This is a genomic window from Caulobacter hibisci (genome assembly GCF_016135805.1).
Lineage (GTDB): Bacteria > Pseudomonadota > Alphaproteobacteria > Caulobacterales > Caulobacteraceae > Caulobacter > Caulobacter hibisci.
In genome coordinates, this window is the sequence record NZ_JADWOX010000019.1 from 66,285 (window position 1) to 79,847 (window position 13,563).

The 13,563-nt window shown below is 71.4% G+C and carries 13 protein-coding genes; 4 read left to right on the forward strand and 9 right to left on the reverse strand.

Annotated features, from left to right (window positions below; translation table 11 throughout):
- Nucleotides 1-84: 84 nt before the first annotated feature.
- The 4 genes from I4Q42_RS21200 to I4Q42_RS21215 all read right to left on the reverse strand — a co-directional run bounded on the left by I4Q42_RS21200 (nucleotide 85) and on the right by I4Q42_RS21215 (nucleotide 5,377).
- A complete protein-coding gene (locus I4Q42_RS21200; RefSeq protein WP_198578084.1) occupies nucleotides 85-1,872 on the reverse strand; it encodes a feruloyl-CoA synthase in 1,788 nt (595 codons plus the stop codon).
- A gap of 228 nt (nucleotides 1,873-2,100) precedes the next feature.
- Nucleotides 2,101-3,435, reverse strand: coding sequence for a dihydroorotase (locus I4Q42_RS21205; RefSeq protein ID WP_198578085.1), 1,335 nt, complete (start codon nucleotides 3,433-3,435; stop codon nucleotides 2,101-2,103).
- A gap of 245 nt (nucleotides 3,436-3,680) precedes the next feature.
- Nucleotides 3,681-3,974 (reverse strand): GIY-YIG nuclease family protein, encoded by a 294-nt coding sequence (locus tag I4Q42_RS21210; RefSeq protein WP_198578086.1) that lies wholly within the window; start codon nucleotides 3,972-3,974, stop codon nucleotides 3,681-3,683.
- Nucleotides 3,975-4,207: 233 nt separating this feature from the next.
- Complete coding sequence (locus I4Q42_RS21215; RefSeq protein ID WP_198578087.1) at nucleotides 4,208-5,377, reverse strand: glycosyltransferase family 9 protein; 1,170 nt, start codon at nucleotides 5,375-5,377, stop codon at nucleotides 4,208-4,210.
- Nucleotides 5,378-5,486: 109 nt separating this feature from the next.
- On the opposite strand from I4Q42_RS21215, the gene ygfZ reads away from it, so the two are divergent.
- On the forward strand, nucleotides 5,487-6,317 hold the full coding sequence (gene ygfZ, locus I4Q42_RS21220) for a CAF17-like 4Fe-4S cluster assembly/insertion protein YgfZ (protein WP_198578088.1): 831 nt from the start codon (nucleotides 5,487-5,489) through the stop codon (nucleotides 6,315-6,317).
- On the opposite strand, the gene I4Q42_RS21225 is transcribed toward ygfZ, so the two are convergent.
- Complete coding sequence (locus tag I4Q42_RS21225) at nucleotides 6,314-8,032, reverse strand: serine/threonine-protein kinase (RefSeq protein ID WP_198578089.1); 1,719 nt, start codon at nucleotides 8,030-8,032, stop codon at nucleotides 6,314-6,316. The genes ygfZ and I4Q42_RS21225 overlap by 4 nt on opposite strands.
- 162 nt (nucleotides 8,033-8,194) lie before the next feature.
- Here I4Q42_RS21225 and I4Q42_RS21230 point away from each other — a divergent pair, with 162 nt between their 5' ends.
- Both I4Q42_RS21230 and I4Q42_RS21235 read left to right on the forward strand, forming a co-directional pair.
- Entirely contained in the window at nucleotides 8,195-9,079 is an 885-nt protein-coding gene (locus I4Q42_RS21230) for an alpha/beta fold hydrolase (protein WP_198578090.1), read from the forward strand.
- A 64-nt stretch (nucleotides 9,080-9,143) separates the two neighbouring features.
- Nucleotides 9,144-9,755 carry a DNA-3-methyladenine glycosylase I gene (locus I4Q42_RS21235; RefSeq protein WP_198578091.1) on the forward strand — a complete coding sequence of 204 codons (612 nt, stop codon included), beginning with the start codon at nucleotides 9,144-9,146 and terminating at the stop codon, nucleotides 9,753-9,755.
- Nucleotides 9,756-9,927: 172 nt separating this feature from the next.
- On the opposite strand, the gene I4Q42_RS21240 is transcribed toward I4Q42_RS21235, so the two are convergent.
- Nucleotides 9,928-10,272 carry a CC_3452 family protein gene (locus I4Q42_RS21240; RefSeq protein ID WP_198578092.1) on the reverse strand — a complete coding sequence of 115 codons (345 nt, stop codon included), beginning with the start codon at nucleotides 10,270-10,272 and terminating at the stop codon, nucleotides 9,928-9,930.
- Nucleotides 10,273-10,334: 62 nt separating this feature from the next.
- On the reverse strand, nucleotides 10,335-10,982 hold the full coding sequence (locus I4Q42_RS21245) for a glutathione S-transferase C-terminal domain-containing protein (protein ID WP_232793332.1): 648 nt from the start codon (nucleotides 10,980-10,982) through the stop codon (nucleotides 10,335-10,337).
- A gap of 80 nt (nucleotides 10,983-11,062) precedes the next feature.
- Here I4Q42_RS21245 and I4Q42_RS21250 point away from each other — a divergent pair, with 80 nt between their 5' ends.
- Nucleotides 11,063-11,695 carry a TetR/AcrR family transcriptional regulator gene (locus I4Q42_RS21250; RefSeq protein ID WP_198578093.1) on the forward strand — a complete coding sequence of 211 codons (633 nt, stop codon included), beginning with the start codon at nucleotides 11,063-11,065 and terminating at the stop codon, nucleotides 11,693-11,695.
- A gap of 65 nt (nucleotides 11,696-11,760) precedes the next feature.
- Here I4Q42_RS21250 and I4Q42_RS21255 read toward each other — a convergent pair whose 3' ends face one another.
- On the reverse strand, nucleotides 11,761-12,975 hold the full coding sequence (locus I4Q42_RS21255; RefSeq protein ID WP_198578094.1) for a sialidase family protein: 1,215 nt from the start codon (nucleotides 12,973-12,975) through the stop codon (nucleotides 11,761-11,763).
- Nucleotides 12,976-12,979: 4 nt separating this feature from the next.
- A complete protein-coding gene (locus I4Q42_RS21260; protein ID WP_198578095.1) occupies nucleotides 12,980-13,546 on the reverse strand; it encodes a hypothetical protein in 567 nt (188 codons plus the stop codon).
- Nucleotides 13,547-13,563: the final 17 nt, after the last annotated feature.

The window sequence follows — 13,563 nt, forward strand, 5'->3', positions numbered from 1 at the left end:
CGACTGTGGGGGACCGCCAACGGCGGTGCAGACCCCCTCCGGCCCTCTGGGCCACCTCCCCCAGAGGGGGAGGATCGCCTTGCCCTACCCAAACACCATCACGTCTTCATCCGGCGCCGCCGCGAACAACCGCTCGATCTCGACCGGACGCCGCTCGCGGGCCAGGGCCTGGTTGATATAGCCCTTGTCGGTCAGCTCGCCGCTGGCCGCGTCGGGGGCGCCGGGCAGGATCAGGGCGCGGGCGACCTTGCCCGTGCCGCCCTTGCCGCCGGCGTTGAAACGTTCGAGGCCCGCGCGCACGGCCGCCTTCGCCGCCGCGTCGCCGCCCAGGGCCTCGCAGGTGCGCGGCTCCAGGAACAGCATCAGCCCGACCCCGTCGCGACCCTCGCCGCAGACCACGGCGTCGCTGGCCGCCCCGCCGATCGCCGAGATCGCCGCCACCCGCAGGGCCCCGGCCGCCACGAAGGCCCCGCTGGCCAGCTTGAAGTTCTCCACCAGCCGTCCGTCGAAGACGAGACCGGCGGAAGGATCCTGCGGATCGGCTAGCCGCGCCGCGTCGCCCAGGCGGTAGAAGCCGTCCTCGTCGAAGGCCTCGAGGGTGGCTTCGGGCTGGTCGAGATAGCCGGGCGAGACCTGCGGGCCCTTGACCCGGATCTCCAGCTTTTCGCCGGCCGGCACGAGCTTCACCGCCGTGCCCGGCGTGGGCAGGCCGACCATGCCTGAGCGGGCGTTCAGCCAGTGGATGTTGCAGGCCGTCGGCCCGGTCTCGGTGGCCCCGTAGCCGGCCGCGAAGGTGATCCGCTCGCCGGTCGTCGCCAGGGCTACGGCCTGCACCCGGTCGAGGATCGACTGGGCCATGGCCGCCCCGCCGTACTGCAGCACCCGCACGCGCTTGAAGAAGGTCTCGGCCAGTTGCCGGTCGCGCTCCAGCTCGCCGACCAGCAGGCCCCAGCCGGCCGGGACCATGTTGTGATAGGTCGGCGAGACCTCGCGCAGGTTTCGCAGCGTTTCGGCGAAACGCCCCGGCACGGGCTGGCCGGTGTCGATGTACAGCGTCCCGCCCCGGTGCAGCACCATGTGCAATATGGCGTTGGCCCCCAGGCTGTGGCTCCAGGGCGCGCTGTTGACCAGCACCGGCGGGTCGGGATCGGCGTAGCAGGCCTCGATCTGGGCGGCGTTCAGGGCGATGTTGGCGTGGGTGCAGATCACCGCCTTGGGCCGGCCGGTCGAGCCAGAGGTCAGCAGCAGCTTGGCGACGTCCTCGCCCGTCGCGACGTCGGGCGCAGGCGGGCTGGCCAGCAGCGCCTCGAACGGCTGGTCGCCGGGGCGCGGATTGCGGCTGGCGATGACCGGCAGGCTGTCGATGGCGGGATGGTCCAGCGCTCCGGCGAAGGCGGCCGCGTCGTCGACATAGACCGCCGCCGGCTTGATCCGCTCCACCGCCTGGGCCAGGCGCGACAGGTCGGCGCCGAGCAGGCCGTACTGCGGCGACACCGGCGCGGCCGGGGCGCCCAGGCGCATGGCGGCATAGGCGATCAGGGCGTGGTCGATCCCGTTGCGGGCCAGGATCAGCAGCGGCTTGCCGCGCGACAGGCCCAGGGCGGAAAGCCCGCCGGCCAGGGCGGCGATACGCGGCGCGGCCTCGCCGTAGGTGATCGTCCGCCAGCCGTCCTGGCCGGGGATCCGCTCGGCCAGCCAGACGCGGTCGGGCGCCTGAGCCGCCCAGCGCGCCAGCGGGGCGGTGACGGTCTTCACCGCATCCGAATAGGGCATGGGGTTGCGCAGGATCAGCGCTTGCCCGCGATGTTCGACCTCCAGCGCGCGCGGCGCGTAGCGGGCGTCACGGAACGGGGCGCTGACGAGGGTGTCCATGCCCGCAGTTATGGAGCGCGTCGAACGGCCGTTCAACCTCGTCGAGCGGCGTTCGATGATCCTTCTCCCCTTGCGGGAGAAGGTGTCGCCGAAAGGCGACGGATGAGGGGTCTCTCAAACGGCAAACGCCGCGACTGGCCTTTCGACTATCGCGGCTTTCGAGGCGGTGCGACCCCTCACCCGACCCCACTGCGTGGGGCCACCCTCTCCCGCAAGGGGAGAGGGATGCTATTTGGCCAGGGTTTCCAGGAACCGCACCGGCTCGCCACGCCCCTCGGCGACGATCTCGTCGTCGCGCATGACCACGATCCCGCGGACGATGGTGGCCACCGGCCAGGCCTTGGCCTCGAAGCCGTCGAAGGGGGTCCAGCCGGCGCGGTTGGCCATCTGCTCGTGGGTGATGGTCTTGCGGGCCTTCATGTCGACGATGGTGAAGTCGGCGTCGAAGCCCTCGGCCAGGCGGCCCTTGTCGGCCAGGCCGAACACGCGGTTCACCCCGTGGCTGGTCAGGTCGACGAAGCGCTCGAGCGACAGCTTGCCGTCCACCACATGCGTCAGCATGACGGGAACGAGCGTCTGCACGCCCGGCATGCCCGACGGCGAGGCGGGATAGGGGCGGGCTTTTTCCTCGCGGGTGTGGGGCGCGTGGTCGGAGCCCAGCACGTCGGCGATGCCGGCCTCGATGCCGCGCCAGACGCCGGCCACGTGATAGGCGTCGCGGATCGGCGGGTTCATCTGGGCAAAGCCCTTCAGCCGCTCATAGGCCTCGGGCGCGACCAGGGTCAGGTGCTGGGGCGTGACCTCGACCGAGGCGACGTCCTTGTTCTGGGCCAGGAAGTCGATCTCTTCCTTGGTGGTGACGTGCAGCACGTGGATGCGCTTGCCCAGGCTCTTGGCGATGCGCACCAGGCGGTGGGTCGACTGCAGGGCGGCCTGGGCGTCGCGCACCTCGGGGTGGCTGGTCCAGTCGCCCGGACGGGCCAGGTGGCGACGGTCGGCCAGGCGGTATTCGTCCTCCGAGTGGAAGGCCGCGCGGCGGTTCACATGCCGCAGCACGTTCTCGACGCCCTCGTCGTCCTGCACCAGCAGGCTGCCGGTCGAGGCGCCCATGAACACCTTGATGCCGCAGCAGCCCGGCAGGCGTTCCAGCTCGCCCAGGAAGTTGGCGTTCTCGTGGGTGCCGCCGACATAGAAGGCGTGGTCGGTGTGCATCCGGTTCCTGGCGCGGGCCAGCTTGTCGGCCAGGGCGTCCGGATCGGTGGTGGTCGGCTCGGTGTTGGGCATCTCGAACACGGCGACCACGCCGCCCAGGGCCGCGCCGCGCGAGCCGCTCTCGAGATCTTCCTTCCACTCCAGGCCCGGCTCGCGGAAGTGCACCTGGCTGTCGATCACGCCCGGCAGCACGGTCAGGCCCGTGGCGTCGAACACCTCGCCGGCCGAGGCCTGGCTCAGGTCGCCGATGGCGACGATCTTGCCGCCCCGCACGCCGACGTCGGTGATCCCGCGCCCGGCATGGTTCACCACCTCGCCCCCACGGACGATCAGGTCGAAGGTCTGGGACATGGCGCGCTCCTGGAGGGTTTTCCGGGGTCTAGGTCCGCACGGAGGCCTAGGCAATACGTTTCGTGTCGCCGACCCTCGCCCCCAACCCCGAGCATCCCCGCGAAGGCGGGGATCCAAGCGGGATTGGAGGCTTCACCGGGCTTGGGGGGGGAACTGCCAGCGCGAACCTCGACGCGGCTTGGGCCCCCGCCTTCGCGGGGGTGAGCGGAGAAGGGGATGCGCAGCACTGCGGGCAGGCTGGAACCTCAGCAATTCAGCGTCTCGTACAGATCCAGCCAGCCTGGGTTCGTCGCCTCGATCAGCCGGATCTTCCAGGCGCGGTTCCATTTCTTGATCTGCCGTTCGCGGATGAGCACGCCCTCGCGGCTGTCGCCGTTTTCGTACCAGACCAGCCGATGGACGCCGTAGCGCCGGGTGAAGCCCCGGAAGTGCTCTTCCTTATGTTGCCAGATGCGACGGGCGAGATAGTCGGTATGGCCGCAGTAGAGCGTGCCGTAGGGCGCGCTGGCGAGGATGTAGACCGTGAACAAGAGGTCCATGGGCTGGCTCCCGGTTGATCCTGAAATGGAACATAAAGGGAACAATCTGGACGTGCAACAGGCTTGTTCAGCCCTCCAGCCGAGTATCCCCGCGAAGGCGGGGATCCAAGCTGAGATCAGTTTTTCGCATGGATCTGCCGGCGTGGCGCGACGGCCGACTCGGCTTGGATCCCCGCCTTCGCGGGGATGCTCGGAGTTAAATGCGGAGGGACATGGGGAGAGGGCGGGCGCCCCTAAGCCGGCGGCGCGGCTTCGCCGCTGGCGCGTTTGCGGCGGCGGGGGGAGACTTTGAGCTTGGGTTCGGCTTCGGCCGGCGGGGTCTCGATCTCGGCGGACGTTTCCACCGGCGCCTCGACAGCGGCTTCCGGCGCAGCCTCGACCGCCTCTTCCACCACCGGCTCGGCCTCGACGACCTTCCCGGCTCGCGCCTGGTCCAGCAGTTCCGTCGCCGCGCGGACCACCTTGGCCACCGGCAGGTCGCTCATGTGGCGGATGGCCTGGGACAGGTCGGGGTCGATGGCCTTGAACTGGTCGAAGTCGCGCGGGCCGCGGACGGCGCGGGTCAGCGGGCCCCAGGGGCCGTAGCGGCGCTCGTCCGAGGGGCCGAACAGGCCGACGGTCGGCGTGCCGGCGGCGGCGGCGATGTGCATCAGGCCGCTGTCGTTGCCGATGAACAGGTCGGCGCGCTTGAGGCAGGCATAGGCGGTCAGCAGGTCGACCTTGCCGGTCAGGTCGATGCATCTGCCTCTGGCGGAAGCCATGCGCAGCTCCTCGACCATGCGCCCGTCTTCCGGACCGCCGAGGATCAGCAGGCGCCCGCCCTCCAGCTTGCCGCCGGGGCCGAGCAGCTGGGCCGCCGTCTGGGTGAAGCGCTCGATCGGCCAGACCTTGCCGATCCAGTTGGCGGCCGGACCCATGGCCAGGATCGGGCCGGCCTGCTCGCTGCCGCGCGGGGCCAGCATCTGGTCGGCCAGGGCCTGGACGTCGGGGGTGATGTAGAGGTGCGGGGCGGGCGGCGCCTCGTCGATCTTCAGCACCCGGGCGGTCTCGACCACCTTGTGGGCGATCTCGCCGGGGGTCTTCTTCCAGATCGCCCGCTTCTCGCGGCGCAGGAAGAGAGCGGTGGCGCTGCCGCGCAGGTCGACCACCAGGCCCCACTTCTTGTGGCGCACCTGGTTCCACAGCTTGAACCAGTGGCCCTTGCCCTTGCCCTTCTCCATGACGATCACCCGGTCGAGGCCGGGGACGTGGGCGAACAGGGGGGCGGCCAGCGGGCCGGCGACGATGGTGAAGCGGGCGTTGGGGATCTCGTCGGCCAGCATTTTGATCAGGCCGGACGACAGCACGGCGTCGCCGATACGCGTGGCGGTGATGAAGAGAATCGGGAAGGCCCGCTGTGTCATCGGTCCATCTATAGGGTGAACCGCCTGTCAACGCATCCCGTTATGGCGCTTAAGCTTTCTTGAGGGGCAAGACTGGCGCGAGCGTCGCTCCGGCGCCACATGTTGCGCCATGACCAGCCCGCGTATCGCCAGCCTTCCGTCCCGCGCCGTCATCGCCGTCGCCGGCCCCGACTGGAGGAGCTTTCTTCAAGGCCTGCTGACCCAGGACGTCGAGACCATCGCGCCGGGCGAGCTGCGCTTTTCGGGCCTGCTGACCCCGCAGGGGCGGCTGCTCTACGACCTGTTCGTGGCCGGCCTGCCGGACGGCGCCCTGCTCGACGTCGCCGCCGCCCATCGCGACGCCATCGTCACGCGGCTGTCGATGTACCGCCTGCGGGCCAAGGTCGAGATCGGGCCGATCGACCTGGTGGTCGCCGCCGTGTTCTCGCCCGACGGCGCGCCGGTTTCGGGCGAAGGCCTTTACGCCGATCCCCGCCTGCCGGCCCTGGGCGCGCGGGTCTATGGCCCGACGGCCGAGCCCGACGCCAGCGAGGCCGACTACGACGCCCATCGCCTTTCGCTCGGGGTGCCCGGGCCCGCCGACTGGCTGTCGGACAAGGCCTATCCGATCGAGGCCGATTTCGACCTGCTCTCGGGGATCGACTTCAAGAAGGGCTGCTTCGTCGGCCAGGAGACCACCAGCCGCATGAAGCGGCGCGGCACGATCAAGAACCGCATGCTGCCGATCGTCTTCGACGGCCCGGCTCCGGCCTTCGGCGCCGAGGTGCTGGCCGGCGAGTTGCGGGCGGGCGAGGTGCTGAGCGGCGCCGACGGCCGGGCCATGGCCCTGCTGAGGCTCGACCGCATCGAGGGCGTGGAGCTCACCGTCGATGGCCGCCCGGTGCGGGTCGAGCGGCCGGACTGGGTTCCGCCGACCCCGCCCGCGCCGCCTTCAGTCTAGCCCGCCAGCCAGGGCACGCGCGGCAGGCGGTCGTCGCGGTCCAGCCGGCAGGCCGAGCGCGGCGAGGCCGGCCCCACCTCGGCCAGGATCTGTTCGATCTGCTTGCGATAGCCGCGCCGGGCGGCGCCGTTGAAGCCGTTGGTCGCCGGCAGGGCGGCGAGCGGCTGGGCCAGGTCGCGTCGCCCCATCCGCAGCAGCGCCAGCATCGACGCCTCGATGACGTCGCCGCGAGAGTCGCTACGGGGGATCGCCGCGACCCGGTCGGCGACGCCCGCCGCCGCTGGTCCCGCCCGGCACAGGCCCAGCAGGGCGTCGGTGCGGCCCGGCACGCCCCGGCCGGCCTCGACCCTGGTCGCCAGCGGCAAGGCGGCCGGCGCGCCGACATCGCCCAGGCGCACGGCCAGCCAATCGGCCCCGGCCAAAGCCTCGTCCGCGCCGCCCAGCGGCGCCAGGCGCGGGCCGATGCGGGCGAAGGCCTGCGCCGGCAGGGCCGCGGCGACCGCGCCGAAGGTGCGCTGGGCGTCGGAACGGGACGGATCGCCATGGGCGCGCCGGATCGCCGCCAGCAGGGCTTCGGCGTCGACCTGGTCGGCGTTGCTGACCACGATCCAGCGGTCGAAGGCCTCGTCCGGGGCCAGGTCCTCGCCGGCCATCAGCCGCGAGAAGCGGTCGAGGCTTCCAGCGACGGCCCGGCGTCCATAGGCGCGGGCCTCGGCCACGGCGGGCTCCGACCCCGTGGCCAGGGCGCGGGTCTGGGCCTCGTCGAGCGCCAGGATCAGCTTGCCGTCGGTCCTGATCCGGTTGACGGGGCGCGGCGCCAGGCCCAGGGCCGCGGCGATCATCGCCGGATGGCCGCCCGCGCCGCCGCCGACCACCGGCTTCAGGCGATAGAACCCGGCGGTGCACTCGTGGCGGGTCCAGGTGAAGCAGCCGACCAGCGGGAACGGGATCGGTGAGGGGACGGCGGCGATCCCGTAGGCCAGGGCGACGGTGCGGCCGTCCGGCGCGGTCAGGGTCAGCCGCCGCAATCCCGGCTCCAGATCCCCGGGCCCTTCGCCGGTGTCCACCCGCAGGGCCGGCCCCGGCGGCGCGCCGGGCAGGGTCAGCAGGCAGGCGTTGGACACAAGGGCGCGGCCGACGCTCAGCCGCTGCGTCGTCATCCGCAGGTCGGGGGACTTGGGAATGGTCTCGCAGGTCGCCCGCGGCAGCACCCGCAGCGCGGCCGGCTGGCCGCTGCCGTAGACATCGGGAGACCGGTAGACGACCGGCAGGGCGTAGCGCTCGACCAGGGTCTGGGCCAGCTGTCCGGGCGCCAGCAGCGCGGTTCGGGCCGGATCGAAGGCCAGGCGCTGGGCGGCGTTCTCGCGCCGCAGCCGGGCGTCCAGCGCGCGATAGTCCAGATAGCCGGCGGCGCTCCAGACCAGGTTGCCGCCATAGACCAGAACCGGGACGGCGACGATCCAGCGGGGCGCGGCGCCGCGCCAGGCGTCGACCACCATGGCCACCAGGGCGCCGTTGAACAGCAGGCCGATCCACAGCGGCGACAGGGCGAACAGCAGGACCAAGTCGACCAGCGGGATCTGCTGCAGCAGATAGGCCGGGATCATGGCCAGCACGAAGCGCGGCCAGGCCGGCCAGGACCGGGCGACGGGGGCGCTCAGGCGCGGGCCCGTGGGGCGCGCATCGGGTCTTCGCCGTCCGAACGTCTCGCTCATGCCGGCCGTCTCCGTCGCCAGGCGCGTATCCTCAGCTCGCCCATAAATTGATTACTGATTATTCATCGCGCGGGCGATTGCGGCGAACGGCTTTCGGGAACAACTCTTGCCGGCGAGCTTCGCCACGCGACCCGCGCTCGCCTGCGCTCTGGGGGAAAAGCCATGAACCGTCGTCAACTGCTGGGCGCGGGCGCCCTGCTGGCCGCCGTCGCCGCCTCGGGTCCGGTCCTCGCGGCCGGCGACATCGACCGCTTCTCGGTGGTGGTGCGCGGCAAGGGCCCGGACGTGATCCTGATCCCGGGCCTGTCGTCGTCGCGCGCGGTGTGGGAGCCCACCGCCAAGGCGCTGGAGGGCCGTTATCGCGTTCACCTGGTGCAGGTGGCGGGCTTCGCCGGCGATCCGGCCGGGGCCAATGCTGAGGGCAAGGTCGCGGCCCGCGTCGCCGAGGGCCTGGCCGCCTACATCCAGGCCAAGGGGCTGAAGGCGCCGGCGGTCATCGGCCACTCGATGGGCGGCACGATCGGCCTGATGCTGGCCGCCCGCCATCCAGGCCTGGTCGGCAAGCTGATGGTGGTCGACATGTTCCCCAACCTCGCGGTCGCCTATTTCGGCCCGGCCGCCACCCCCGAGGCCGTCGCCAAGAGCGCCGCCGAGTTCCGCCAGCAGATCGAGACCGCGCCCCAGGAGCAGTTCGTCGCCCGCCAGAACCAGACCGCGGCGATGATGGTGCTGACCGAGAGCGCCCGCAAGGCGGTGGTCGACGACTCCCTGGCCAGCGATCGCAAGGTCTCCGGCCGGGCGATGGAAGAGCTGCTGACCACCAACCTGACGCCCGAACTGCCGAAGATCACCGCCCCGACCACCGTGGTCTGGGCCTGGAACAAGGCCAGCTTCGCCCCGGCCGAGGCCTTCGGCGGCTGGTACAAGGCGGCCTATGCGCCGCTGGCGGGCGCGAAGATCGTCCGCATCGACGAGTCCGCCCACTTCGTGATGATCGACCAGCCGGCGGCGTTCCAGGCCGAGGTCGAGAACTTCCTGAAGGGGTAGGGCGCCTGCGCGCGCGTTCCCCAAAAGTTCTGGTTTCCGCCATCGGTTCTGCTAGCGTCGCCGCATGACTGAGATCCATCGCTGCACCTGGCGGGGCATGAACGGCGACCCGCTGTACGAGGCCTATCACGACACCGAGTGGGGCGTGCCCGAGTACGACAGCCGCGCCCTGTGGGAGAAGCTGGTGCTCGACGGCTTCCAGGCCGGCTTGTCGTGGATCACCATCCTCAAGAAGCGCGAGGCCTTCCGCGCCGCTTTCGCCGATTTCGACCCCGAGGTCGTCGCCCGCTTCGGCGCCGAGGATCGCGCCCGGCTGATGGCCGACGCCGGCATCATCCGCTCCAACGCCAAGATCGACGCGGCCATCAACGGCGCGCGGATCTATCTCGACATGCGTGATCGCGGCGAGGATTTCTCGCAGTTCCTATGGGGCGTCGTCGGCGGCGCGCCGATCCAGAACACCTGGACCGGCATGGGCGATGTCCCGGCCCAGACGCCCCTGGCCGTCGAGATGGCCAAGGCCCTGAAGGCCAAGGGCTTCAAGTTCTGCGGCCCGGTGATCGTCTACGCCTTCATGCAGGCCGTCGGCATGGTCAACGACCACTTCGTGACGTGCTTCCGGCACGACGAGTGCGGGGCGTTGGGTCGGGAGGCGCTGAGCGGGAAGGCGGGGTAGGGGCAATTACGCCGTCGTCCCGGCCGAAGGGCCGCGCAGCGGACCGCAGAGCCGGAACCCGGGAGCCGCCGCGTTGCGCTGGGTCCTGGAGTCCCGGATAGCCTGTTTGAGGCTTCCAAGATGGCGACCCAGTTGCAGGTCCAACGAAGGTCTCTGGCCTCCGTCCTGCCGCCTACCGCGCCGCCGCGACCTTGGCGGGGCCGGGCGTCGTGGCGAAGCGCGCCGGGTTGCAGTCGGCCAGCTGGGCGTCGGACAGTGTCACGCCGCGATAGCTGAAGCCCGTCACCGGCCCCAGCTCGCGCGCCAGGCGCCGGCAGCTGCGCAGGGGCGGCAGCGACTTGACCTGGATCGAGCGGCAGACCTGGCCCTCGCAGCGCCAGGCCGCGCCGTCGAAGACGACGTAGTCGCGGGGCGCGGGGGCGCTGAGTGTCAGCCAGGCGTTCTGGGCCTGGGGTTCGGCCATGGCGGGGCCGCCCGTCGCGGCCATGGCCGCGACGGCGAAAAGAAAGCTACGCATGTGAAAAGCTCCGGGGAGGAGGTTGGGGAGGGTACGCCTACTGGAGCCCGTCGGCGCCCCGCCTAGGCGGCCGCCTTGAAGAGCGTGAATTCCTCGCCCAGCGCCCGCGCCACCGAGGGGCGGACTTGCAGGCGGTCGCGATAGGCGGAGAGGGCGGGATAGGGCGCGGAGTCCATCTCCAGGTAACGAGCCCAGACCAGCATCACGAACAGATAGGCGTCGGCGACGCCGAAACGGTCCTGCAGGAATTCGCGTCCGGCCAAATGCGCCTCCAGCACCGCGAAGCGCTCGGCGACCGAGGCGCGGGCCAGGGCCTTGGCGTCCTCCGGCGCGCTCGCGGCCAGCAGCACGCCGAAGGTCCGGGCGTGCAGCTCGGAGGCGACGAAGCCCAGCCAGGCCTGGGCGCGGCGACGCTCGGGGCCGTCGGGGGCGATCAGGCTGGCGGCCGGGAACCGGTCGGCCACATATTGCAGGATGACCGGGTTCTCATAGATCAGCTCGCCGTCCTCGGCGCGCAACACGGGCACCTGGCCCATCGGATTGATCGCCAGGAACGGCGCGCCGTCCTGGGTGCGCTTGGGCCGGGCCTTGGTGTCGACCCGGATGAATGTCATCGGCGCGCCGGCCTCGTAGGCGGCGATCCGCGTCGCCATCGAGCAGGCCATCGGGGAGAAGTAGAGGTCCATCGTCGGCTCCGTTTGCACTTTCATACTGTTTCGCATAAAAATAACCGAGGTCAAGGAATAAGCTGCGAAACGGTACAAAATAGCAGCCGGCCGGAGAGAGTCAGATGTCGGAACAACCCGCCAAGCGCCGAGGCCGCCCTCGCGCCTATGATCCCCAGGTCGCTCTGGCCAAGGCCACCGAGACCTTCTGGGCCCAGGGCTATGCCGGCGCCTCGCTGGACGACCTCAGCGCCGCCACCGGCATGAACCGCCCCAGCCTGTACGGAGCGTTCGGCGACAAGCAGGCGCTCTTTTCCGCCGCCATCGACGCCTACATGGACGCCTCACGCGCGGCGATGGTTCGGGCCTTCACGGCCGGCGGCACGCTGCGCCTGGCGCTGGAGCGGGTCTATCGCGCGGCGCTGGACCTCTATCTGTCGGGCGAGGATGGCGGGCGCGGCTGCTTCATGGTCAGCGCGGGCCTGGGCCAGGCGGTGGTCGACCCCGTCGTGCGCGACAAGGTGGCGGCCGGTCTGCACGAGCTGGACCGGGGCTTCGAGCGTCTTGTGGCCCGCGCCGAAGCCGCCGGCGAACTGCCTCCCGGCGCCGATCCTGCGGTCCTGGCCCGGGTGGCCGGCGGCATGCTCAACGCCTTGTCGGTCCGCGCCCGCGCCGGCGAGACCCGCGAGCAGCTGGAAGCCACGATCCAGGCGACGGTGGATCTGGTGTGCGGGGCCGCGCGAGACCCCGCTCTCTGAGAGAGAGGCGCCCGCGCCGAAGGCGGTGACCCCTCTCCCACCGCTTCGCGGCGGCCCCCCTCTCCCTATGGAAGGGGGGCTTGGAGTTGCTTCACCGGAACCCGCGTGACCTGCACATCCTCCTTATTGGCGGCATAGCCGGCATAGAGCCAGCCGTTCCAGACCACGCTCTTGGGGTAGTGATAGCTGGGGCGCTTGTACTGGCCCTCGAACCGCAGCGGCTGCAGGTCGGCCTGGCCGCGCAGGCGCCAACTGCGGTCGAAGAGCCGGCCGTCGGGACTGGTCGTCACCGCCAGCGGCAGGCGCGGGCGGTCGGTGTTGGGGGCGTTGACCAGATAGGCCGTCCCGTCCGGCAGGTTGCCGGCGCTCTGCTTGGCGCGGGCGTCGGGCATGGCGGTCAGGGCCGGCGTGGTCCAGGTCACGCCCCGGTCGCAGCTTTGCGACGCCAGCTGGCGGAAGCTGAGATCCTCGTCGCGAAACACCATCACCGCGCAGCCGTCGGCGCGGCGGAACAGGCTGGGCTCGATCTCGCGGCTGAGGCGCTTCTCGTGCGGGGCGGCGGCGGCGGACGTGTCGCGCGGCAGGCTTTCCATCCTGCCCTGGATCCAGCCCGAGACGCCCAGCGGATCGTCGGTGAAGAACGGCTTGGCGATCATGCCCGGCCGCAGGTGGAAGGCGGTCATCACCCGGCCGTCGACAAGGTGCGGGTCCTGCTCGATCACCCCCTCGACCGGCCGTCCGTCGGTCCCCGTCACCCGGCGCGGCGGGCTCCAGGTCCGCCCGTCGCGGCTGGTGCGGTATTCAGCATGGCCGCCGGCGCCCGACTGGAAGCCCCCGGGCCAGACATTGGCGTAGGCGACCAGCGTCTTGCCGTCGGTCTGCCAGCCGCCGCTGGAGCGCATCAGCCCGCCGGTCCCGGCCGGCGCCAGCGTCCGGGGCGGGCTCCAGGTCCGGCCGTCGTCGCTGGCGCTGTAGGCGACCCAGGTGTCGGCGGAATCCTCGTCGCGGGCCGAGCTCTGCCACTGGGCATAGAGCCGGTGCTTGAAGGCGATCAGCGCCACGCCGTTGCTGAACTTGTCGCTCGCCTCGGTCGGGGCGAAGACGGTGAAGGTCTCCGCGCCGGGAGCCGGCGACAGGCCAAGATCAGGCTGGCCTGGTTGGAACAAGCCCGGCGCGACGGCGTACGGCGGGGCTTGGGCTTGGGCTTGGGCCTGGGCGGGCGGCGCGGCGGCCGCCGTCAGCAGCAGGACCGCGGCGAGGCTGGCCGGCCGGATCGCCATGCGTCTACGGCTTCCCGGCCGGCGCGCCGATGTCCAGTTCCGACAGCATCCACGACCCGCGCTCGAGCACCAGCTGGCCCGAGATCGGCGCGGTGACGGGGCCGGTCTCGCCCTCGGCGACCAGCTGGCCCCGGAACGTCAGGCCATGGGTCTCATGCGAGGCGACGCCAAAGCCGCCGGTCGGGTTGATCGTGCGGTCGTAGCCGTCGGTCTCGGCATATTCGAGGGCCTCCACCCGCACGGGACGGAAGCCCGGGCGCGGCGCCAGGCTGGTGCGTGGATCGGCGGCCCAGCGGGCGACCAGGGCGTCGGACGCGGTGCGCAGCTCGGCCCGGCCGATCTTCGCGGTGGTGGCCTGCCGGAACGCGGCGGCGAGATCGGGTCCGGCCGGATCGATCCCGGCGACCTTGGCCATGTGGCAGCCCAGGACACCGCGGATCATGGGCGGCATGCCGAACTTCACACCGCCGCCGCACTGGGCTTCGGCGACGCCGACCGGCTTGTAGACCGGCGCCGGGGCGGCTTGCGGGGCGGCCATCAGGGCCAGGGCGAGGAACAGGGCTTGGATCATGTCCTCGCTCGTATCGC

Coding starts and splice junctions, on each gene's coding strand:
- I4Q42_RS21260 (WP_198578095.1), bottom strand. CDS start 13,546: ATGATCCAAGCCCTGTTCCTCGCCCTGGCCCTGATGGCCGCCCCGCAA.
- I4Q42_RS21235 (WP_198578091.1), top strand. CDS start 9,144: ATGACTGAGATCCATCGCTGCACCTGGCGGGGCATGAACGGCGACCCG.
- I4Q42_RS21245 (WP_232793332.1), bottom strand. CDS start 10,982: ATGAAAGTGCAAACGGAGCCGACGATGGACCTCTACTTCTCCCCGATG.
- I4Q42_RS21210 (WP_198578086.1), bottom strand. CDS start 3,974: ATGGACCTCTTGTTCACGGTCTACATCCTCGCCAGCGCGCCCTACGGC.
- I4Q42_RS21230 (WP_198578090.1), top strand. CDS start 8,195: ATGAACCGTCGTCAACTGCTGGGCGCGGGCGCCCTGCTGGCCGCCGTC.
- I4Q42_RS21240 (WP_198578092.1), bottom strand. CDS start 10,272: ATGCGTAGCTTTCTTTTCGCCGTCGCGGCCATGGCCGCGACGGGCGGC.
- I4Q42_RS21255 (WP_198578094.1), bottom strand. CDS start 12,975: ATGGCGATCCGGCCGGCCAGCCTCGCCGCGGTCCTGCTGCTGACGGCG.
- I4Q42_RS21200 (WP_198578084.1), bottom strand. CDS start 1,872: ATGGACACCCTCGTCAGCGCCCCGTTCCGTGACGCCCGCTACGCGCCG.
- I4Q42_RS21215 (WP_198578087.1), bottom strand. CDS start 5,377: ATGACACAGCGGGCCTTCCCGATTCTCTTCATCACCGCCACGCGTATC.
- I4Q42_RS21205 (WP_198578085.1), bottom strand. CDS start 3,435: ATGTCCCAGACCTTCGACCTGATCGTCCGTGGGGGCGAGGTGGTGAAC.
- I4Q42_RS21250 (WP_198578093.1), top strand. CDS start 11,063: ATGTCGGAACAACCCGCCAAGCGCCGAGGCCGCCCTCGCGCCTATGAT.
- ygfZ (WP_198578088.1), top strand. CDS start 5,487: ATGACCAGCCCGCGTATCGCCAGCCTTCCGTCCCGCGCCGTCATCGCC.
- I4Q42_RS21225 (WP_198578089.1), bottom strand. CDS start 8,032: ATGAGCGAGACGTTCGGACGGCGAAGACCCGATGCGCGCCCCACGGGC.